Origin of the sequence: Pseudomonas sp. Pseusp3, assembly GCF_047304225.1 — a bacterium.
Taxonomy (GTDB): Bacteria; Pseudomonadota; Gammaproteobacteria; order Pseudomonadales; family Pseudomonadaceae; genus Aquipseudomonas; species Aquipseudomonas fluorescens_CD.
This window is the reverse complement of the sequence record NZ_JBGLYV010000048.1, coordinates 14,596-34,891: the sequence shown is the minus strand read 5'-3', so window position 1 is coordinate 34,891 and position 20,296 is coordinate 14,596. Positions and strand designations below refer to the sequence as shown.

Below are 20,296 nucleotides of genomic sequence, written 5' to 3'. Positions count from 1 at the left end.
AACGATGACGCGTGCTACATGGAAAAATGCGCCGTCTCCACATTCATCGCGAGCAAGTTCGCTCCCACAGGAACGGTGTAAAGTTCACACGGACAAGAGGTCCCATGCCCAACCGCCCGCCTCTCGACGCCGTCACCGCCCGCTGGGTGCCGTGGGTCGTCGCCATCGCGTTTTTCATGCAGTCCCTCGACGGGACGATTCTCAACACAGCCCTGCCGGCCATGGCCCGCGACCTGGCCGAAGACCCCTTGCGCATGCAGGGTGTGATCATCGCCTACATGCTCACGGTCGCCTTGCTGATTCCCGCTTCGGGCTGGATCGCCGACCGTTTTGGCACCAAGAAGATCTTCTTCAGCGCAATCCTGCTGTTCAGTCTCGGTTCGTTGCTCTGCGCACTGTCGAGCAGCCTGAGCCTGCTGATCGGCGCGCGGGTGATCCAGGGCCTGGGTGGCGCGCTGATGTTGCCGGTCGGGCGGCTGGTGGTGCTGCGTGCCTACCCGCGCTCGGAGCTGGTGCGGATCATGGGCTTCATCACCATTCCCGGGCTGCTCGGCCCGCTGATCGGCCCGACCATGGGCGGCTGGATGGTGCAATACCTGACCTGGCACTGGATCTTCCTGATCAACCTGCCGGTGGGGCTGGTCGGTTGCTACGCCGTGTGGAAATTCATCCCGGACCTGCGCGGTTCCGAGCGCACCCGTTTCGATAGCCTGGGCTTCGTGCTGTTCGGCGCGGCGATGATTCTGATCACCATCGCCATGGAAGGCCTGGGCGAATTGCACCTGCCGCACCTGCGGGTGATGTTGCTGTTGTTCGGCGGCATGGCTTGTCTCGCCGCATACTGGCTGCGCGCCGGGCATGTCGAGAATCCGCTGTTTGCACCGTCGCTGTTCAAGACCCGGACCTTTGCCGTGGGCATTCTCGGCAACCTGTTCGCCCGCCTCGGCAGCGGCGCCCTGCCCTTTCTGGTGCCGTTGTTGCTGCAAGTGGCGCTGGGTTACTCGCCGTCCCAGGCCGGGATGAGCATGCTGCCGCTGGCGGCAGCGGCGATGATCGCCAAGTGGGTGGCGCGGCCGTTGATCGAACGTCTGGGTTATCGCATCGTGCTCACCGGCAACACCCTGGCGCTGGGCATCATGCTGGCGAGCATGGGCCTGGTCAGCGAGCAGACGCCGTACTGGCTGCTGCTGTGCCTGCTGGCGATCCTTGGCGCGATCAACTCCTTGCAGTTCACCGCGATGAACACCGTGACCCTGATCGACCTCGACGATGCCAGCGCCAGCAGCGGCAACAGCCTGCTGTCGGTGGTCGCGCAATTGTCCCTGAGCCTGGGGGTTGCGTGTGCGGGCGCGCTGCTCGGTGGCTTTACGGCGGAGATTGGCAACGACGGGGTAGACACGGTCCTGGGAGCCTTCCAGCTGACATTTGTGACCGTCGGAATCATGGCCATGCTGGCCGCGACTATCTTCTCGCAACTGTCAAAGAATGACGGACGGCGAGTCAAACGTCCGGAAGAACACATAGAGCCTTAGGGCGAATGGCCATCGGACTGGTACACTGCGCGACATTTTGTTTTGCAGGCCAGTCCCGTGACCACCATCGCCACCGAATTTAATACTTTGCCGCTGTCCGCCGCCATGCTGGCTAACCTGGACTCCCTCGGTTATGCCCAGATGACGCCGATCCAGGCGCAAAGCTTGCCGGTGATCCTCAAGGGGATGGACCTGATCGCCCAGGCCAAGACCGGCAGCGGCAAGACCGCCGCGTTCGGCATCGGCCTGCTGAACCCGATCAATCCGCGCTACTTCGGTTGCCAGGCGCTGATCCTGTGCCCGACCCGCGAACTGGCTGACCAGGTCGCCAAGGAAATCCGTCGCCTGGCCCGTGCCGAAGACAACATCAAGGTCCTGACCCTGTGCGGCGGCGTGTCCCTCGGCCCGCAGATCGCTTCGCTGGAACACGGCGCGCACATCATCGTCGGCACCCCGGGGCGCATCCAGCAGCACCTGCGCAAGGGTTCGCTGGTGCTTCACGGCCTCAACACGCTGATCCTCGACGAAGCCGACCGCATGCTCGACATGGGTTTCTACGACTCCATCGAAGAAATCATCATGCAGGCCCCGGAGCGTCGCCAGACCCTGCTGTTCTCTGCCACCTACCCGGTCGGCATCAAGCAGCTGGCCTCGAAGTTCATGCGCAATCCGCAGCAGGTCAAGGCCGAAGCGTTCCACGACGACACGCAGATCGAGCAACGCTTCTACGAAATTTCCCCGGATGACCGCATGAGTGCGGTGACCAAGGTGCTTGGTCACTTCCGCCCGGCGTCCTGCGTGGCCTTCTGCTTCACCAAGCAACAGGTTCAGGAAACCGTCGATCACCTGACCGCCAAAGGCATTTCCGCCGTTGGCCTGCACGGCGATCTGGAACAGCGTGACCGCGACCAGGTGCTGGCGATGTTCGCCAACCGCAGTACTTCGGTACTGGTCGCCACCGACGTCGCCGCCCGCGGCCTCGACATCGACTCGCTGGACATGGTGATCAACGTTGAGCTGGCCCGTGATTCGGAAATCCACATCCACCGCGTGGGCCGTACCGGTCGTGCCGGCGAGAAAGGCCTGGCCATCAGCCTGGTCGCGCCGTCCGAAGCGCAGCGTGCACAAGCCATTGAACAACTGCAGAAGACGCCGTTGACCTGGGATCAGGTGGACAACCTCACCTCCAAGGGCGGCGGCCCGCTGCTGCCGCAGATGAGCACCCTGTGCATCGCTGCCGGCCGTAAGGACAAGGTTCGTCCGGGCGACATTCTTGGCGCACTGACCGGTGACGCCGGCATCCCCGGTGCCCAGGTCGGCAAGATCGCGATTTTCGACTTCCAGGCCTACGTGGCCGTGGAGCGCGGCGTCGCCAAGCAGGCCTTGCAGCGCCTGAACGACGGCAAGATCAAGGGCCGTTCGTTGCGCGTGCGCATCCTGTAACAACACGCCCCCCCTGTAGGAGCGAGCATGCTCGCGATGGACGATGAAACACCGCTGGGCATCAGACAGCCAGCGTTATCGTTGACGACCATCGCGAGCATGCTCGCTCCTACAGGTCTGTTTTGTGGTGAGACATTTAGAGGACACCGTTTTGCGCTCTACCGAAGTCGTGATCATTGGCGCTGGCGCCGCAGGGTTGATGTGTGCACTGACCGCCGCCGGGCGCGGGCGCGAGGTGTTGCTGCTTGACCATGCCAACAAGGCCGGCAAGAAAATCCTGATGTCGGGCGGTGGCCGCTGCAATTTCACCAACATGTACACCGAGCCGGGCAACTTCCTCTCGCAGAATGCGCACTTCTGCAAATCCGCCCTGGCCCGTTACACCCAATGGGATTTCATCGGTATGGTGGCCAAGCATGGCGTGCCGTACCACGAGAAAAAACTCGGCCAGTTGTTCTGCGATAACAAGTCCAGCGACATCCTCGAAATGCTCCTCAACGAGTGCGATCAGGTCGGCGTCAGCCTGCACCTGGACACCTCGATCCAGACCATCGAGAGGCTTGAGAAGGGCTACCTGCTGGACACCACAATGGGCCAGATTACCTGCGAATCGCTAGTGATCGCCACTGGTGGTCTGTCGATCCCGACCCTGGGCGCCACCGGTTTCGGCTATCAGGTGGCCAGGCAGTTTGGCCACGAGCTGCTGCCGACCCGCGCAGGCCTGGTGCCGTTCACCATCACCGACCAGCTCAAGGCTTTGTGCACAGAGTTATCCGGTACGTCGGTGGATTGCCTGGTGAGCTGCAACGACCAGAGCTTCCGCGAGAACATCCTGTTCACCCACCGCGGCCTCAGCGGCCCGGCGATTTTGCAGATTTCGTCGTTCTGGGAGTCCGGCGATACCGTCGAGATCAACCTGCTGCCGGATCACGACGTGCCGGAGTGGCTGCAACAGCAACAGGCCGAACGCCCCAACAGCGAGTTGAAAACCCTGCTCGGGGAAATTTTCACCAAGAAGATGGCCAACCTGCTGGCGGACAACTGGTTTGTCTCCAAACCGATGAAGCAGTACACCCACGCCGAACTGGCCGATGTCGCGGAAAAACTGGCGAGTTGGAAAGTCGTGCCGGCGGGCACCGAAGGCTATCGCACCGCCGAGGTGACCCTGGGCGGCGTCAATACCAATGAAGTGTCGTCCAAGACCATGGAATCGCTGAAAAGCCCGGGGCTGTATTTCATCGGCGAAGTGCTCGACGTGACCGGACATCTGGGCGGGTTCAACTTTCAGTGGGCCTGGGCGTCAGGGTACGCGGCTGCGCAATACGTCTGACCGTACACATAACAACATGTGGGAGCGGCGGTGCGACGATTCGACTTGCTCGCGAAAGCGGACTGACAGTCAACATCTATGTTGAATGTACTGACCTCTTCGCGAGCAAGTCGAATCGTCGCACCGCCGCTCCCACATTTGTTTTATGTTGTTCGGTAAAGGAACAGATTTTGCTGTCTGATGTGATCGGCGCCATTGCGTCGGCGTCATTAGTGGCTCAATTTAGCGTCATTGCCTCGGAAGGCCTTCGCATTTCATGTCATCGACTTCATTCCGCCAGTCTCTGCGCCGCCTTTGGGCGCTGGATAAGTTCAGCTACAGCGTGCGGGTATTCATTGCCCTGACCGGCACCATGGCGCTGTGTTGGTATCAGGACGAAATGGGCCTGCTGATCCCGTTGTTCCTGGGGATTATCGCCAGCGCCCTGGCCGAAACCGACGACAGCTGGCAGGGCCGTCTCAACGCGCTGGCCGTGACGCTGGTGTGTTTCGCCGTTGCCGCCCTGTCTGTCGAACTGCTCTTCCCCTATCCCTCACTGTTTATCATCGCCTTCGCCCTCGCCGCGTTCTGCCTGACCATGCTCGGCGCCCTCGGCGAGCGCTATGGCGCGATTGCCTCGGCGACGTTGATTCTGTCGGTCTACACCATGATCGGCGTGGACCAGCGTGGCGGTGCGGTCACCGATGTCTGGCATGAGCCGGTGCTGCTGGTGGCCGGCGCTGCCTGGTACGGCCTGCTCTCGGTGTTGTGGCAGGCGCTGTTTTCCAATCAGCCGGTACAACAGAGCCTGGCGCGGTTGTTCCGCGAACTGGGCTTTTACCTGAAGTTGAAATCCTCGCTGTTCGAGCCGGTCCGGCAGATGGACGTGGAGGCGCGGCGCCTGGAACTGGCCCAGCAGAACGGCCGGGTGGTGGCGGCACTGAATGCCGCCAAGGAGATCATCCTGCACCGGGTCGGTAACGGTCGACCTGGGTCGAAAGTCAGCCGCTACCTGAAACTGTACTTCCTCGCCCAAGACATCCACGAACGTGCCAGCTCTTCGCACTACCCTTACAACGCCCTGGCCGAGGCCTTCTTCCACAGTGACGTGATGTTCCGCTGCCAGCGCCTGTTGCGCCAGCAAGGCAAAGCCTGCCGGGCCCTGGCCGAATCGATCCAGATGCGCCAGCCGTTCACCTATGACGCCGGTTTCGCCGAAGCCCTGAGCGACCTGGATGCCTCCCTCGAACACCTGCGCATCCAGAGCAACCCGGCCTGGCGCGGCTTGCTGCGCTCACTGCGGGCACTGGCGGCCAACCTCGGCACCCTCGACCGCTTGCTCAGCGATGCCAGTAACCCTGACGCCCTGGCCGACGCCACCGACAGCAGCCTGCTTGACCGTTCACCGCGCAACCTCAAGGACGTCTGGCTTCGTTTGCGCACGCAGCTGACGCCGACCTCGCTGCTGTTCCGCCATGCCCTGCGATTGCCCCTGGCACTGAGCATCGGCTACGCCATGGTGCATTTGATTCACCCGTCCCAAGGCTACTGGATCATCCTCACTACGCTGTTCGTCTGCCAACCGAACTACGGCGCCACCCGCCGCAAACTCGGTCAACGGATCATCGGCACCGCCATCGGCCTGACCCTGGCCTGGGCGCTGTTCGACCTGTTCCCGAACCCGCTGATCCAGTCGTGTTTCGCCATTGCCGCCGGGGTGGTGTTCTTTACCAACCGCACCACCCGCTACACCCTGGCGACGGCAGCAATCACCTTGATGGTGCTGTTCTGCTTCAACCAGGTGGGTGACGGTTACGGGCTGTTCCTGCCACGGTTGTTCGATACCTTGCTCGGCAGCCTGATCGCCGGGTTGGCGGTGTTTCTGTTCCTGCCGGACTGGCAGGGGCGGCGCCTGAACAAAGTGCTGGCCAACACCCTGGCCTGCAACAGCATTTACCTGCGCCAGATCATGCAGCAATACGCGGCGGGCAAAAGCGACGACCTGGCCTACCGCCTGGCCCGCCGCAACGCGCACAACGCCGACGCGGCGCTGTCGACCACACTGGCCAACATGCTGATGGAGCCCGGGCATTTCCGAAAGGAGGCGGATGTGGGCTTTCGCTTCCTGGTGCTGTCGCACACGCTACTCAGTTACCTGTCGGGCCTGGGCGCGCACCGTGAAACCCAACTTCCGGCGGGCGTGCATGAGCACTTGATCGAGGGCGCCGGGGTGAAACTGGCCGCCAGCATCGACGAGATCGCCCAAGGGCTGGCGAGCAAGTCTTCGATCGCGATTCAGAGCGATGAAGAGGAAGCACTGGCCAATGAACTGGAACAGATGCCTGATGAAATCGATGAAGGCCAGCGGCTGGTGCAGACGCAACTGGCACTGATTTGCCGTCAGCTCGGACCGTTGCGGACATTGGCGGCGCATCTGATCAAGGACACCAGCGAAGATTGAGACTTGTGGTGTCTGGGCGGGCCCCTTCGCGGGCAAGCCCGCTCCCACATTGGTTATGTGAACGACGAAATCTTGTGTGGGAGCGGGCTTGCTCGCGAAGAGGCCACCAGCAACAACACAGAATCCGGATCAACTCACTTACATCCCGTGCTGTTTCATCAACTTTTCATAACTCCCGTCCGCCTTCATGGCCGCGATCTCGCGGTCGAAACCGGCGACGATCTGCTCATGCTGCGGATTCTTCAGGCTGACCAGAATGTGCAGGCTGTTCTCGCTCAAAGCCTTGGGCAGGAACTCCACGGCGTTGCGTACCTTGGGTGACTCGCGGGCCAGGTAGTAGCGGGCAACGTACTCATCTTCCAGCGTCAGTTTGACCCGGTCGGCCGCGACCATGCGCACTGCCATGGCGAAGCTGTGCACCGGGACTTTCTGCAATGAGTCGTCCTTGTCGAACTCGGGCGAATAGGCGTAACCGCGCACGATGGCAATCGGATAGGTGTGCAATTGCTGCAGGTTGTTGAACTCGATGGGCACGTCTTTGCGCTTGAGAAAGCGTACGCGATTGAGCAGGTACTCGCCGGAAAACTGGCCGAGTCTTGTACGCTCGTCGTTGTACCAGGCGTTTACCAGCACGTCGTATCGGCCCTCGCCCAATCCCATCAAGGCCCGTGCCCAGGGCACCTGTTCGAACTCACTGGCATAGCCGGCCCTGGCGAGCGCGGTACTGACAATGTCCGTGGCCAGACCACCGTTGACGAGCGTGGAATCGGTAAAGGGGGGCCAGGCATCAGCGACCAGCCGCAGTTTTTCTGCCGCCGCTCCCTGAACCAGCAACAGCAATCCAATCAAGGCAAAAGCTCGATGCAATCGCGGCATGCTAGAAAATCCTTAGCGGGCGGATTGCCCGGCGTGTTTTCAGCCAAAACCCCAAGGCCCCGTACCGGCAAGACCCGGGTGCTAAACATTAGCTCATCGAAGCCACAGCACAGCGCTTCGATCCAGATTACACAAAGAAGACATCCGCGCGAGAAATGAATGATGGCATTTTGGCCTATGTCACAGATTCTTCCGCCATAAAGACTTCTGACGTGAGTGCGCTTAGTATCGGAACGACGTTTTCAGGGAATCAAAACATGACAGTCGACTGGATCTGCAAACACCACAGCGACCTGGGCAAGGAGCAGCTGTACGCCATTTTGCAGCTGCGTGCAGAAGTGTTCGTCGTCGAGCAGCAATGCGCTTATCAAGATGTGGATGGCCAGGACCTGGAAGGTGACACTTGCCACTTGATGGCCTGGGACAGCAATCAACTTGTAGCCTACCTGCGGCTGCTCGACCCGGAACTGCAAGGCGGGGACGTAGTGATCGGTCGGGTGATCATTGCTCCCCACGCACGAGGCGCCGGGCTTGGACATGAGTTGATGGAGCAGGCGTTGAAGCAGATTGAAGAACGCTGGCCGGAAACGCCGATCTACCTCTCGGCCCAGGCGCATTTGCAGGGGTATTACGGGCGGTACGGGTTTGTCGTGACGGGCGAGGAATATGTGGAAGATGGCATTCCGCACATAGGGATGCGCCGTCCGTAAGGGCCTCTTCGTCGGAACGCCGCCCGGAGCAAGCCCGCTCCCACATTTGATATCTATCGCACACAAAACCTGTGTTCGCTGCTGATCTAATGTGGGAGCGGGCTTGCTCGCGAAGGCGTCAGTCAAACCACTGAAAGACTTCAGGGATACTCCAGCACCGCCTTGATCTGCCGCAGGTTACGCTCGATCCACCCGCGATCGATCGCACCCCACTCGCGAATCCGATAGCGCCCCGCATGGTTGCGCGCGCCTTCTTCCTGCTCGAATTCACAAACGATATCCAAATCCGCCAACGCCGCAATGGTGTCCTGTGCCGTGCGCCGGGGCATACCGGTGACATCGGTCAGCGCCGGGACGCTGCTGGCCAGCCCGCTGTCGATCAGGTACGCCACGTACAACCGGCGATAGAAGCTGCTCTTGGTCTTGCTTACGTCCATCCAATGCTCCTTATAAGATCGCAGCCTGCGGTAGCGCCTACAAATCCCGCCACGTCAGGTACACCCGCACATCGAATTCCACCTGGTGATAACCCGGCAGCATGTGCTCGCACAGTTTGTAGAACGCCTTGTTGTGGTCCGACTCCTTGAAGTGCGCCAGCTCATGCACCACGATCATTTTCAGGAACTCGGACGGCGCCTCCTTGAACAGCGAAGCGATGCGGATTTCCTTCTTGGCCTTGAGCTTGCCGCCTTGCACCCGGGAGATTGTGGTGTGCAGGCCGAGGGCACGGTGGGTCAGGTCCAGACGGTTGTCGAACAGCACCTTGTCGATGGCCGGAGCATTACGCAGGAACTCCTGCTTGAGGTCCAGGGCATAGGTGTACAGCGCCTTGTCACTCTGCACCCCATGCTTTTGCGGGTAACGCTGGCTCAGGTAATCGCCCAGCCGACCGTCGGCGATCAGCTGGCGCACCTGAGCCTGCAAGGTAGCAGGATAGGCCTGGAGATATTTCAACACGGTCATCGGGGCGGCAATACACGTCACTAAAAGGTCGCCAGTGTAGCGAATTCAGCAGGGTAACGCGCTCCAGTCAAACGGCTGGACAAACCGTCCGGTGTCTTCGGCCATCATCGGCCTGGCCACCAGGAAGCCTTGCACATATTCACAGCCATTGGCCTTCAACCATTCATACTGCGCGACGGTTTCCACCCCTTCGGCAATCACCAGCATCCCGAACTGTTTGCACAGGTCGATCACACTGCGCACCAGCGCCGCATCCCGTACCGACTCCGGCAACCGGGCGATCAGATGCCGGTCGATCTTGAGGGTATCCAGCTCCAGGTCGCGCAAGTGCGACAGGGAACACGGTCCGGCCCCGAAGTCATCCAATGCCACGCGTACGCCCAGATTGTGCAGCAGACGCAATTGCTTGCGGGTTTCTTCGGGGTTGCGCATCAAGGCCTCTTCCGTGACCTCGACTTCCAGATGATGCGGTTGCAAGCCATGACGCTCCAGCACCTGGCGCAACTCAGTGACCAGGTTGGGCATGCCGAACTGCGTACTGCTCAAACTGACGCCGAGCACCAGGTCCTCGGTAAACAGGGATTCCCAGGCTTTGCGTTGCCCGGCGCTGCGATGATAGATCCAGCTCCCCAGACGACTGATCAGCCGCGCCTCTTCCAGCAGCGGCAAAAACAGCCCCGGGGGGACATCGCCAACGCTCGGATGCTGCCAGCGCAACAAGGCCTCGAAGCCACGAATCCGCCCGTCGGCAATCGCAACCTGAGGCTGATACACCAGATTGAAATCCCGGTTCTCGATGGCTGTGCGCACACTTTCTTCCAGCATCAACCGCGTACGCGCCCGACCGTTCATATCGTGATCGTAGAAGCGATATTGCTGGCGACCGGCACGCTTGGCTTCGTACATGGCGATGTCGGCCGCACGCAGCATCCCGTCGAGATTGGCACCACAATCAGGGAATGTGGCGATGCCGATGCTGGCACCCAGGGCGATATCGAGGCCGTCGATCTGCTGACAGATCGACACTCGCTCGATGAGCTTCTCGGCAATCTTCGCCGCCTGCTCGGGGAACTCCAGATCCAGCAGCGCGGTGAATTCGTCGCCGCCCATCCGCGCCAGAATGTCGAAGGGTCGCAGGCAGGCCTTCAACTGTTCGGAGACCCAACGCAACACCCGATCGCCGGCATCGTGCCCGAGCGAATCATTGACGCGCTTGAAGCCGTCGAGGTCCAGGTACATCAAGACCCATGCACTGTCGGAACGCTCACCGCGCAACAGCAGGTTCTCTACGGTCTGGTAAAAACCCCGGCGGTTGAGCAACCCGGTCAGCGGATCGGTGACCGCCTGAAATTCCAGCTGCTGATGCAGATGACGCACCACCGACATGTCCAGCACGGTCACTACCATCGCATGTTGCTCGGCAGGCAACGGTGCGCAGGACAAGGCTACAGGCACCTGCTGGCCGGGCGCCGTACGCAGCAGGGCATCGTGCAGGCGCAGGGTTTCACCGCGTTTGTATCCGGCCAGCAACTCGGAATCGGCCCAGATCGGGATATGCGGTTTTTGCAGGTAGTCCAGAAACTCCTTGCCTTGCAGTTCCTGCACCGTGGCATTGAGCAGCCGCGACATGGCCGGATTGGCAAAACGAATCAGACCGTCCTCACCCAATACCAGAATGCCTTCGGCGGCGTTATCCAGCACCGACGCATTAAAGGCACGAGCGGATTCCAGATCATGACTCAGGCGCTGCAAGGCCCGGCGATTTCGCTGGTGTTCGAGCAATGCCTGGACCTTGGGCGTGAAGATCTGCGGGTCAAACGGCTTGAACAGGTAATCCACCGCACCGCTGGCATAGCCCTTGATCACCGCGTCCAGGGACTGTTCGTTGGCGGTCAGGAAAATGATCGGCGTGAGACGGGTCCGCTGGCTACCGCGCATCAGGCGCGCGACTTCATAACCATCCATGCCCGGCATCTGCACGTCCAGCAGCACCAGGTCGATATCGTGTTCAAGCAACAAGCCGAGGGCCTCGAAGCCCGAGGCGGCAGTAATGACCCGCCAGTCCTGGCGCTGTAACAACGCGCGCATGCTGATCAGGTTTTCGGGGTAATCGTCGACGACTAAAAGGGTTGAGCCGCCTTCTACTGGCGTGGGTTGCGCGCATTCCATGCTGCTTCTCTTATTGCGGGGCGTCAGACCGGTTTCTCGTGAAAACCGGACAAATACTGTGCTTTCACTCTAGACCCGGTTCTGCAAAAGCAGAAGGTGTCAGTGAGCCATCATTTAATCATAGTGTCTTTTTACCGACTAACGGTCGATGGTTCAGGCGATGGAAACCGGGAAAGATGGCGTTTCGACAGGATGTTGACGTCAGCCACCCGTCAGACAGGCGTTAACAAAATCTCCCGCTACGCTTATAAAGGCCGCCCCCGAAGGTGCGGGCTAGAGCTTCTGGCACGTCCGTGCAGCATGAATCAAGTGGAAGAACCGACATGATCGATCTTGCAACCTGGAACCTCAGCGTCCCCGTCGGCAGCCCGCCGTACACCGTTGAAACCTCCAAGCTGGTGAATGGCTTCAAGGATCAATACTTCCATTCCGACACCGGCACCTTGTTTTTCTGGTCGCCCGTGACCGGTTCCCGTACCGAAAACGCGATTTATCCACGCACCGAACTGCGTGAAACCTACAGCAACGGCACACTGAAAAACTGGTACTACCCGGACGCCGACAACTTGTTGCATGCCACTTTGGCCGTTAACCAGGTGCCCAGTTCCGGGAAAATCGTCATCGGCCAGATTCATGCCTATCAAAGCCAGAAACCGCTGGTGAAGGTCGAATACCAATACAAGACAAGTACAGCCACCGGCAACATCGTCGCCAAGGTCCGGATGCATCCGGATGACGATGAGGGTCGGGTGATCATTGTTGCGACGGGGGTGAAACTCGATCAGCAGTTCAACTATCTCATTCACCTCAGCCCCGGTGGCGCCTTGGGCATCAGCGCGGCGGGCTATAACTGGGATACGCAAATCAGCACAACCTGGCGCGACAAACCGCTGTACTTCAAGGCCGGGGTCTATGTGCAGGACAACACCGGGTACACCACTGAAGGCGGGAAGGTGACCTTCAGCAAGCTGGATATCGATCACAACAATTGATATCGAGGCACTGTTGACCTTGTGGGAGCGGGCTTGCTCCGGGCGGCGTTCCGACGAAGGCGTAGTGTCAGACGACATTAATGTTGAATGACACACCGCTTTCGCGAGCAAGCCCGCTCCCACACTGTCCGCGTCGACCATGGATCTTCGCCCATAAAAAACCCGCCTGTCTCGGCGGGTTTTTTATGGGGCTCAAACGCGAAAGGCTTAGTTGACCTTGGCGTTCAACTCACCTTTCAGGTAACGCTGATACATGCCTTCCAGCGAGATCGCCTTGATCTTCGAAGCGTTACCGGCGGTGCCGAAGGCTTCGTAGCGAGCGATGCACACGTCGCGCATGGCGGTCACGGTGGCGCCGAAGAATTTACGCGGGTCGAATTCGCTCGGGTTGGTGGCCATCAGGCGACGCATTGCGCCAGTGGATGCCAGGCGCAGGTCGGTGTCGATGTTGACCTTGCGCACGCCGTGCTTGATGCCTTCGACGATTTCTTCAACCGGTACGCCGTAGGTTTCCTTGATGTCGCCGCCGTACTGGTTGATGATCGCCAGCCACTCTTGCGGAACCGAAGACGAACCGTGCATCACCAGGTGAGTGTTCGGAATGCGCTTGTGGATTTCCTTGATGCGGTCGATCGCCAGCACGTCGCCGGTAGGCGGCTTGGTGAACTTGTAGGCGCCGTGGCTGGTGCCGATGGCGATGGCCAGGGCATCAACCTGAGTGCGTTTTACGAAGTCAGCGGCTTCTTCCGGGTCGGTCAGCATCTGGCTGTGATCCAGAACGCCTTCGGCGCCGATGCCGTCTTCTTCACCGGCCATGCCGGTTTCCAGCGAACCCAGGCAGCCCAGCTCGCCTTCTACCGAAACGCCACAGGCGTGAGCCATGGCCACGGTCTGCTGGGTCACACGGACGTTGTAGTCGTAGTCGGTCGGGGTCTTGCCGTCTTCACCCAGGGAGCCGTCCATCATCACCGAGCTGAAGCCCAGCTGGATGGAGCGCTGGCAGACGTCAGGGCTGGTGCCGTGGTCCTGGTGCATGCACACCGGAATGTGCGGGAATTCTTCGATGGCTGCCAGGATCAGGTGACGCAGGAACGGTGCACCGGCGTATTTGCGAGCACCGGCCGAAGCCTGGACGATCACCGGGGAGTCAGTCTTGTCAGCGGCTTCCATGATGGCGCGCATCTGCTCAAGGTTGTTGACGTTGAAGGCTGGAACGCCGTAGCCGAACTCGGCTGCGTGGTCCAGCATCTGGCGCATGCTGATAAGTGCCATTGTATGTATCTCTCCCGGTTGAGGGTCGTTAATCGTGCCAGCCTGCCGGAGCGGCGGCGGCTATTCAAGTTATTGCAGATCGGGGGTTAAGCCCGGGCTGCGAATTTGGTGTTGCATCAATCTTAATCACAACACAAAACAACTGTGGGAGCGGCGGTGCGACGTTTCGACTTGCTCGCGAATGCGATTTAACATTCGACATTCATGCAAGCTGATCCACCGCTTTCGCGAGCAAGCCCGCTCCCACATGGGGTCCGTGGTGTTTCAGTTATTGCGCCTTACAACCGCGGCCAATCAAATCATTGGTGGCGACCCAGTAAACCAGGCCTTCCTCACCTTTTATGTGAAACGCCAGCATGTCATTGCTGTACAGCGAACCCGACGCACCCGGTTCCTGCTTCAAACGGTAGACCTGATCCGCACCGCCCAGGCGCACGTCGACTTCTTTGCGGCTGTCGTCGGTGTAACGCCACAGCACTTTGGCCTGGCTGTCGCAGGTCCAGGTGGTCCAGTTATCCACAGGTGCGGACGACTGGAACAGGTTCAGCTGAGCACAACCAGCCAACAGCGCCAGCGCCGTAACGGCGATAAAACCTTTCATCCGTGTCCCTCGGCTGACGGCGCACGCCGCCAGCCCTGAGTAAAGAGTCAGACCCGTCAAGGGCAGCCATGTTCCTTGGCGGGTGCCTGGGTCTCGTATTTGTCCAGGCCCTCGGGCCCGGAGCGCTTGTTGAGCACCGGGTTGGTTTCCGCCTGCCAGTCCGCCTGATAACAGCCGTTGCGTGACGCCGGCGCCTCGGGCTCCGGCGTGGCTTTCGGGCTGCTCCCGCAAGCCGCCAGTGAACCCGCGACGATCAACAGCGCTAACGTCTTGACCATGTCAACACTCCCTTGCCTGGTCAAACGGGCGACCCTCAGGCCTTGGCCCGGCTTTCCAGGACTTCGACGGCTGGCAGGACCTTGCCTTCGACGAACTCGAGGAACGCGCCACCACCGGTGGAAATGTAGGAGATCTGCTCGGCCACGCCATACTTGTCGATGGCAGCCAGGGTGTCGCCACCGCCAGCGATAGAGAACGCCGCGCTGTCCGCGATGGCCTGGGCCAACACTTTGGTGCCGTTACCGAACTGGTCGAATTCGAATACGCCAACCGGGCCGTTCCACAGGATGGTTTTCGACGATTTCAGCAGCTCGGCAAAATTCGCGGCGGTCTGCGGGCCGATGTCGAGGATCATGTCGTCGGCAGCGACGTCAGCGATCAACTTGACGGTTGCAGCGGCGCTGTCAGCGAATTCCTTGGCAACCACCACGTCCACTGGCAGCGGTACGCTGACTTTGGCGGCGATGGCGCGAGCGGTGTCGAGCAGGTCCGGCTCGTACAGCGACTTGCCGACCGGGTGACCGGCAGCGGCCAGGAAGGTGTTGGCAATGCCGCCGCCGACGATCAACTGGTCGCAGATCTGGCTCAGGCTGTTCAGTACGTCGAGTTTGGTCGACACCTTGGAGCCGGCAACAATGGCAGCCATTGGCTGGGCCGGAGCGCCCAGGGCCTTGCCCAGTGCATCCAGTTCAGCAGCCAGCAGCGGGCCGGCAGCGGCGATCTTGGCAAACTTGGCCACGCCGTGGGTCGAACCCTCGGCACGGTGCGCGGTGCCGAAGGCGTCCATCACGAACACGTCGCACAGGGCAGCATATTGCTGAGCCAGTTCGTCGGCGTTCTTTTTCTCGCCTTTGTTGAAGCGCACGTTTTCGAACAGCACGATGTCGCCGGCCTTGACGTCAACGCCGCCCAGGTAGTCGGCCACCAGCGGCACTTCGCGGCCCAGGGCGCGGCTCAGGTAGTCGGCGACTGGCTTGAGGCTGTTCTCGGCCGAGAACTCGCCTTCGGTCGGACGGCCAAGGTGCGAGCAGACCATCACGGCCGCGCCTTTTTCCAGGGCCAGCTTGATGGTCGGCAGCGAGGCCAGGATACGCGCATCGCTGGTGACAACACCGTCCTTGACTGGGACGTTGAGGTCTTCGCGGATCAATACGCGCTTACCTTGCAGATCGAGGTCGGACATCTTCAACACGGTCATGGGTCGCATTTCCTGGGTAGCTGTTTAGAGAGCAGTTTTTTTGGATGAAGCTATTTGCAGATAGTGTTCTGCAACGTCGAGCATTCGGTTGGCAAACCCCCATTCGTTGTCGAACCAGGCCAGGATGTTCACCAGCCGCGGGCCGGAAACTCGGGTCTGACTGGCATCGACGATCGCCGAATGTGGATCATGGTTGAAATCACAGCTTGCGTGAGGCAACTCGGTGTAGGCCAGCAGGCCTTTGAGCGGGCCGCTGGTGGCGGCTTCGCGCAGTATCCGGTTGACCTCGGTGGCGTCGGTCGCGGTGGCGGTCTGCATCGTGATATCGAGGCAGGACACGTTGACCGTCGGCACCCGTACGGCTTTGGCCTGAATTCGTCCGGCAAGTTCCGGCAACAGGCGTTCAATGCCACGCGCCAGACCGGTGGACACCGGAATCACCGACTGGAACGCCGAACGGGTGCGGCGCAGGTCTTCGTGGTGATAGGCATCGATGACCGGCTGATCGTTCATGGCCGAGTGGATGGTGGTGATCGACACGTAATCCAGGCCAATGGCCTGATTCAGCAGGCGCAGCAGCGGCACGCCGCAGTTGGTCGTGCAGGACGCGTTGGACACCAGCAACTCGTCGCCGGTCAGGCAATCCTGGTTCACGCCATAGACGATGGTCGCGTCGACGTCCGTCTCGCTGGCCATCGGCTGGGAAAACAACACACGCGGGGCGCCGGCGTCGAGGAAACGCTGGCCGTCTTCGCGAGTGTGATAAGCACCGGAGCACTCGAGCACCAGATCTATGCCCAGGGATGCCCAATCGATGCCTTCGGGGGTGGCACTGCGCAGGACCTTCACGCAGTCGCCATTAATATGCAGACAATCGCCGTCGACTTTCACTTCACCGGGGAACCGGCCATGGGTGGAGTCGAAGCGTGTCAGGTATTCGATACTGGCCATGTCGGCCAGATCGTTGATCGCGACAATCTCGAACCCGGCCTTTTCGCCTCGCTCGAACAACGCACGCAAGACGCAACGACCAATCCGGCCGTAGCCGTTGAGTGCAACTTTGTAGGGACGCGGTTGAGGCATGGGGTTCTCGATTACCGTGGTGAATCTGTCATTGCAGCGTTGACCGAACCACCGTCTTCGCGAGCAAGCCCGCTCCCACAGGGAAATGCATTCCAATGTGGGAGCGGGCTTGCTCGCGAAGGCGGCAGTCCGTACGTCGCAACTTCTGGATCAGTCTTCCAGCAGCTCTTCAGCCTGACCCAGGATGTTTTCCAGGGTGAAGCCGAACTCTTCGAACAAAGCCGACGCAGGCGCCGACTCGCCGTAGGTGGTCATGCCGATCACGCGGCCTTCCAGGCCCACGTACTTGTACCAGTAGTCCGCATGAGCGGCCTCGATGGCGATACGGGCGCTGACCTGCAACGGCAGGACCGATTGCTTGTAGCCGGCGTCCTGGGCATCGAACACGCTGGTGCACGGCATGGAAACCACACGTACCTTGCGGCCCTGCTCGGTCAGCTTGTCGAAGGCCTGAACGGCCAGACCGACTTCCGAACCGGTAGCGATCAGGATCAGTTCCGGCTCACCCGCACAGTCTTTCAGTACATAACCACCACGGCTGATGTCGGCGATCTGGCCGGCATCACGGGTTTGGTGCTGCAGGTTCTGACGGGAGAAGATCAGGGCCGAAGGACCGTCCTTGCGCTCCAGTGCGTACTTCCAGCTCACCGCCGATTCAACGGCATCGGCCGGACGCCAGGTGTCGAGGTTCGGCGTGCAGCGCAGGCTGGCCAGTTGCTCGATTGGCTGGTGAGTCGGGCCGTCTTCGCCCAGACCGATGGAGTCGTGGGTGTAGACATGGATTACACGCTGCTTCATCAGGGCCGACATGCGTACCGCGTTGCGCGCGTATTCCATGAACATCAGGAAGGTCGCGCCGTAAGGCACCAGGCCGCCGTGCAAGGCAACGCCGTTCATGATGGCGGTCATGCCGAACTCGCGCACGCCGTAGTACATGTAGTTGCCGCTGGCATCTTCGGCGGTGACGCCTTTGCAACCTTTCCACAGGGTCAGGTTGGAACCGGCCAGGTCAGCCGAACCGCCGAGGAACTCAGGCAGCAGCGGGCCAAATGCGTTCAGTGCATTCTGGCTGGCTTTACGGCTGGCGATGGTTTCGCCTTTGGCGGCCACTTCGGCGATGTAGGCATCGGCCTTTTCGCTGAAGTCTGCCGGCAGCTCGCCACTCAGACGACGGATCAGTTCGTTGGCTTCAGTCGGGAAAGCGGCGGAGTAAGCAGCGAAACGCTGGTCCCAATCGGCTTCGACAGCTTTACCGGCTTCCTTGGCGTCCCACTCGGCGTAGATATCGGCCGGGATTTCGAACGGGCCGTGGTTCCACTTCAGCGCAGCGCGGGTCAGGGCGATTTCCGCGTCACCCAGCGGGGCGCCGTGGCAATCTTCCTTGCCTTGCTTGTTCGGCGAACCGAAGCCGATGGTGGTCTTGCAGCAGATCAGGGTTGGCTGCGCGCTCTTGCGGGCCGTCTCGATCGCAGTCTTGATCTCTTCCGGGTCGTGACCGTCGACATTGCGGATCACTTGCCAGTTGTAGGACTCAAAACGCTTCGGCGTGTCGTCGGTGAACCAGCCTTCGACTTCGCCATCGATGGAGATGCCGTTGTCATCGTAGAAGGCAATCAGTTTGCCCAGACCCAGGGTACCGGCCAGGGAAGCGACTTCGTGGGAAATGCCTTCCATCATGCAGCCATCACCCAGGAACACATAGGTGTGGTGATCGACGATGTTGTGGCCAGGACGGTTGAATTGCGCCGCCATGACTTTTTCAGCCAAGGCAAAGCCCACGGCGTTGGCCAGGCCCTGGCCCAGTGGACCAGTGGTGGTTTCTACGCCCGGGGTGTAGCCCAATTCCGGGTGGCCCGGGGTGCGGCTGTGCAGTTGGCGGAACTGTTTCAGGTCATCGATCGACAGGTCGTAGCCGGTCAGGTGCAGCAGCGAGTAGATCAGCATCGAGCCGTGGCCGTTGGACAGCACGAAGCGGTCGCGGTCGGCGAACGATGGATTGCTCGGGTTGTGCTTGAGGTAGTCGCGCCAAAGTACCTCGGCGATATCCGCCATACCCATTGGGGCACCGGGATGGCCGCTGTTGGCTTTTTGCACGGCATCCATGCTGAGGGCACGAATGGCGTTGGCACGCTCACGACGGCTAGGCATCGCTGTTCTCCTGGGGGCTTGAATAAAACGAAACGGAAAAAAGGCGAGCATTTTCCCTCACCGGGCCGCCTCGGGGCAATGACAGATAGTCATCTGGAGGCGTTTTTCCAATGGATAACGACGTATTAACGTGATGAAACCTTTCTGCTCTGACTTAGTTGACTGAACCTAACGTCAGGAAGTGCCATCCATCGAGCAATATCAAAACTTTTTGATATTGCTCTTGCGATGCCTTCGACCCGTGACTAGACTGCCGGCCTTATGAATTTACGCGTGCCCTCCATTCAACATGACGATTGCGATGAGCTGGCGGCCTTGTGCAAGGCTGGCGGCGATCCCCTGCGGTTGAATGTTTTGCGCGCATTGGCCAACGACTCGTTCGGCGTGCTGGAGCTGGCGCAGATCTTCGGCATCGGCCAGTCAGGCATGAGCCACCACCTCAAGGTACTGGCCCAGGCCGGCCTGGTGGCAACGCGCCGCGAAGGCAACGCGATTTTCTACCGTCGCGCCCTGCCCCACACCGAGCTGCTGGGCGGCAAATTGCACGCAGCCCTGCTCGAAGAAGTGGACAACCTGACGCTGCCGACCGACGTACAGTCGCGCATCGCCCAGGTCCATGGGCAACGCGCGGCCGCCAGCCAGGACTTTTTCTCACGGGTAGCGGAGAAGTTTCGCGCCCAGCAAGACTTGATCGCCGGCCTGCCGCAATACCGCGAAAGCGTGGTGGCCCTGCTCGACAAGCTGGGCTTTGACAAAGACGCCACGGCCATTGAAGTCGGCCCCGGTGATGGCGCATTCCTGCCGGAACTGGCGCGCCGCTTCTCGCAAGTCACGGCGCTGGATAACAGCACCGCGATGCTCGAACTGGCGCGCCAGGTCTGCGAACGCGACAAACTGACTAACGTTAGCCTGCAACTGGCCGATGCATTGAACGGCGTCAGCCTCAAGGCCGATTGCGTGGTGCTGAACATGGTGCTGCACCATTTTGCCGCGCCGGCCGATGCGCTCAAGCACATGGCCCACTTGCTGCAACCTGGCGGTAGCCTGTTAGTGACAGAGTTATGTAGCCACAACCAGAGTTGGGCCAAGGAGGCCTGCGGTGATCTCTGGCTGGGGTTTGAACAGGACGATTTGGCCCGTTGGGCCACCGCTGCGGGACTCGCTCCCGGGGAAAGCCTCTATGTAGGCTTACGCAATGGTTTCCAGATCCAGGTCCGCCATTTTCAGCGACCGGCTGGCGACACTCACCATCGGTAAATT

17 protein-coding genes are annotated in these 20,296 nt (G+C 60.5%); 7 read left to right on the top strand and 10 right to left on the bottom strand.

The genetic code is table 11. The features are described 5' to 3' along the window. Positions 1-104 precede the first annotated feature (104 nt). The 4 genes from mdtD to yccS all read left to right on the top strand — a co-directional run bounded on the left by mdtD (position 105) and on the right by yccS (position 6,745). Entirely contained in the window at positions 105-1,532 is a 1,428-nt protein-coding gene (mdtD, locus tag ACCD00_RS17500) for a multidrug transporter subunit MdtD (protein ID WP_413426397.1), read from the top strand. A 105-nt stretch (positions 1,533-1,637) separates the two neighbouring features. Next, on the top strand, positions 1,638-2,975 hold the full coding sequence (gene dbpA, locus ACCD00_RS17495) for an ATP-dependent RNA helicase DbpA (RefSeq protein ID WP_230853210.1): 1,338 nt from the start codon (positions 1,638-1,640) through the stop codon (positions 2,973-2,975). Positions 2,976-3,126: 151 nt separating this feature from the next. Then, a complete protein-coding gene (locus ACCD00_RS17490; RefSeq protein ID WP_413426395.1) occupies positions 3,127-4,305 on the top strand; it encodes an NAD(P)/FAD-dependent oxidoreductase in 1,179 nt (392 codons plus the stop codon). A 256-nt stretch (positions 4,306-4,561) separates the two neighbouring features. Then, positions 4,562-6,745 carry a YccS family putative transporter gene (gene yccS, locus ACCD00_RS17485; RefSeq protein ID WP_413426393.1) on the top strand — a complete coding sequence of 728 codons (2,184 nt, stop codon included), beginning with the start codon at positions 4,562-4,564 and terminating at the stop codon, positions 6,743-6,745. A gap of 138 nt (positions 6,746-6,883) precedes the next feature. On the opposite strand, the gene ACCD00_RS17480 is transcribed toward yccS, so the two are convergent. Then, positions 6,884-7,621: a substrate-binding periplasmic protein gene (locus ACCD00_RS17480; protein ID WP_413426391.1), complete on the bottom strand. Its 738-nt coding sequence runs from the start codon at positions 7,619-7,621 to the stop codon at positions 6,884-6,886. 257 nt (positions 7,622-7,878) lie between these two features. Here ACCD00_RS17480 and ACCD00_RS17475 point away from each other — a divergent pair, with 257 nt between their 5' ends. Then, a complete protein-coding gene (locus tag ACCD00_RS17475) occupies positions 7,879-8,331 on the top strand; it encodes a GNAT family N-acetyltransferase (protein WP_413426389.1) in 453 nt (150 codons plus the stop codon). A gap of 140 nt (positions 8,332-8,471) precedes the next feature. Here ACCD00_RS17475 and ACCD00_RS17470 read toward each other — a convergent pair whose 3' ends face one another. Genes ACCD00_RS17470 through ACCD00_RS17460 form a run of 3 tightly spaced genes read right to left on the bottom strand, consistent with a single transcriptional unit; the run spans position 8,472 to position 11,463 of the window. Further along, a complete protein-coding gene (locus ACCD00_RS17470; RefSeq protein ID WP_008033286.1) occupies positions 8,472-8,768 on the bottom strand; it encodes a winged helix-turn-helix domain-containing protein in 297 nt (98 codons plus the stop codon). A 37-nt stretch (positions 8,769-8,805) separates the two neighbouring features. Beyond that, entirely contained in the window at positions 8,806-9,294 is a 489-nt protein-coding gene (locus ACCD00_RS17465) for a M48 family metallopeptidase (protein ID WP_413426387.1), read from the bottom strand. Between the two features lie 45 nt (positions 9,295-9,339). After that, positions 9,340-11,463, bottom strand: coding sequence for a putative bifunctional diguanylate cyclase/phosphodiesterase (locus ACCD00_RS17460; protein WP_413426385.1), 2,124 nt, complete (start codon positions 11,461-11,463; stop codon positions 9,340-9,342). 323 nt (positions 11,464-11,786) lie between these two features. Between ACCD00_RS17460 and ACCD00_RS17455 the strand changes: the two genes are divergently transcribed. Then, positions 11,787-12,455 (top strand): polysaccharide lyase family 7 protein, encoded by a 669-nt coding sequence (locus ACCD00_RS17455; RefSeq protein ID WP_413426383.1) that lies wholly within the window; start codon positions 11,787-11,789, stop codon positions 12,453-12,455. A 207-nt stretch (positions 12,456-12,662) separates the two neighbouring features. Here the strand turns inward: ACCD00_RS17455 and fba are convergent, their stop codons facing one another. From fba to tkt, 6 genes are all read right to left on the bottom strand, one after another. After that, positions 12,663-13,727, bottom strand: a complete 1,065-nt coding sequence (gene fba / locus ACCD00_RS17450) for a class II fructose-bisphosphate aldolase (RefSeq protein WP_007981624.1) — start codon at positions 13,725-13,727, stop codon at positions 12,663-12,665. Positions 13,728-13,995: 268 nt separating this feature from the next. Beyond that, positions 13,996-14,328, bottom strand: coding sequence for an MliC family protein (locus tag ACCD00_RS17445; RefSeq protein ID WP_413426380.1), 333 nt, complete (start codon positions 14,326-14,328; stop codon positions 13,996-13,998). 56 nt (positions 14,329-14,384) lie between these two features. Then, complete coding sequence (locus ACCD00_RS17440) at positions 14,385-14,606, bottom strand: hypothetical protein (RefSeq protein ID WP_008019897.1); 222 nt, start codon at positions 14,604-14,606, stop codon at positions 14,385-14,387. A gap of 35 nt (positions 14,607-14,641) precedes the next feature. Then, entirely contained in the window at positions 14,642-15,805 is a 1,164-nt protein-coding gene (locus ACCD00_RS17435) for a phosphoglycerate kinase (RefSeq protein WP_413426378.1), read from the bottom strand. Between the two features lie 24 nt (positions 15,806-15,829). After that, the gene (gene epd, locus ACCD00_RS17430; protein ID WP_413426376.1) at positions 15,830-16,888 is read right to left on the bottom strand and encodes an erythrose-4-phosphate dehydrogenase; all 1,059 of its coding nucleotides are present in this window, start codon (positions 16,886-16,888) and stop codon (positions 15,830-15,832) included. A gap of 150 nt (positions 16,889-17,038) precedes the next feature. After that, positions 17,039-19,036 carry a transketolase gene (gene tkt / locus ACCD00_RS17425; protein ID WP_413426374.1) on the bottom strand — a complete coding sequence of 666 codons (1,998 nt, stop codon included), beginning with the start codon at positions 19,034-19,036 and terminating at the stop codon, positions 17,039-17,041. 261 nt (positions 19,037-19,297) lie between these two features. Between tkt and ACCD00_RS17420 the strand changes: the two genes are divergently transcribed. Continuing rightward, complete coding sequence (locus ACCD00_RS17420; protein ID WP_413426372.1) at positions 19,298-20,293, top strand: ArsR/SmtB family transcription factor; 996 nt, start codon at positions 19,298-19,300, stop codon at positions 20,291-20,293. Positions 20,294-20,296: the final 3 nt, after the last annotated feature.

What these genes read in the sequence shown, in the direction of transcription:
- yccS (WP_413426393.1), top strand. Translation starts at nt 4,562, where the DNA reads ATGTCATCGACTTCATTCCGCCAGTCTCTGCGCCGCCTTTGGGCGCTG.
- tkt (WP_413426374.1), bottom strand. Translation starts at nt 19,036, where the DNA reads ATGCCTAGCCGTCGTGAGCGTGCCAACGCCATTCGTGCCCTCAGCATG.
- ACCD00_RS17470 (WP_008033286.1), bottom strand. Translation starts at nt 8,768, where the DNA reads ATGGACGTAAGCAAGACCAAGAGCAGCTTCTATCGCCGGTTGTACGTG.
- ACCD00_RS17435 (WP_413426378.1), bottom strand. Translation starts at nt 15,805, where the DNA reads ATGACCGTGTTGAAGATGTCCGACCTCGATCTGCAAGGTAAGCGCGTA.
- fba (WP_007981624.1), bottom strand. Translation starts at nt 13,727, where the DNA reads ATGGCACTTATCAGCATGCGCCAGATGCTGGACCACGCAGCCGAGTTC.
- ACCD00_RS17455 (WP_413426383.1), top strand. Translation starts at nt 11,787, where the DNA reads ATGATCGATCTTGCAACCTGGAACCTCAGCGTCCCCGTCGGCAGCCCG.
- dbpA (WP_230853210.1), top strand. Translation starts at nt 1,638, where the DNA reads ATGCTGGCTAACCTGGACTCCCTCGGTTATGCCCAGATGACGCCGATC.
- ACCD00_RS17460 (WP_413426385.1), bottom strand. Translation starts at nt 11,463, where the DNA reads ATGGAATGCGCGCAACCCACGCCAGTAGAAGGCGGCTCAACCCTTTTA.
- ACCD00_RS17475 (WP_413426389.1), top strand. Translation starts at nt 7,879, where the DNA reads ATGACAGTCGACTGGATCTGCAAACACCACAGCGACCTGGGCAAGGAG.
- ACCD00_RS17480 (WP_413426391.1), bottom strand. Translation starts at nt 7,621, where the DNA reads ATGCCGCGATTGCATCGAGCTTTTGCCTTGATTGGATTGCTGTTGCTG.
- mdtD (WP_413426397.1), top strand. Translation starts at nt 105, where the DNA reads ATGCCCAACCGCCCGCCTCTCGACGCCGTCACCGCCCGCTGGGTGCCG.
- ACCD00_RS17420 (WP_413426372.1), top strand. Translation starts at nt 19,298, where the DNA reads ATGAATTTACGCGTGCCCTCCATTCAACATGACGATTGCGATGAGCTG.
- epd (WP_413426376.1), bottom strand. Translation starts at nt 16,888, where the DNA reads ATGCCTCAACCGCGTCCCTACAAAGTTGCACTCAACGGCTACGGCCGG.
- ACCD00_RS17465 (WP_413426387.1), bottom strand. Translation starts at nt 9,294, where the DNA reads ATGACCGTGTTGAAATATCTCCAGGCCTATCCTGCTACCTTGCAGGCT.
- ACCD00_RS17445 (WP_413426380.1), bottom strand. Translation starts at nt 14,328, where the DNA reads ATGAAAGGTTTTATCGCCGTTACGGCGCTGGCGCTGTTGGCTGGTTGT.
- ACCD00_RS17440 (WP_008019897.1), bottom strand. Translation starts at nt 14,606, where the DNA reads ATGGTCAAGACGTTAGCGCTGTTGATCGTCGCGGGTTCACTGGCGGCT.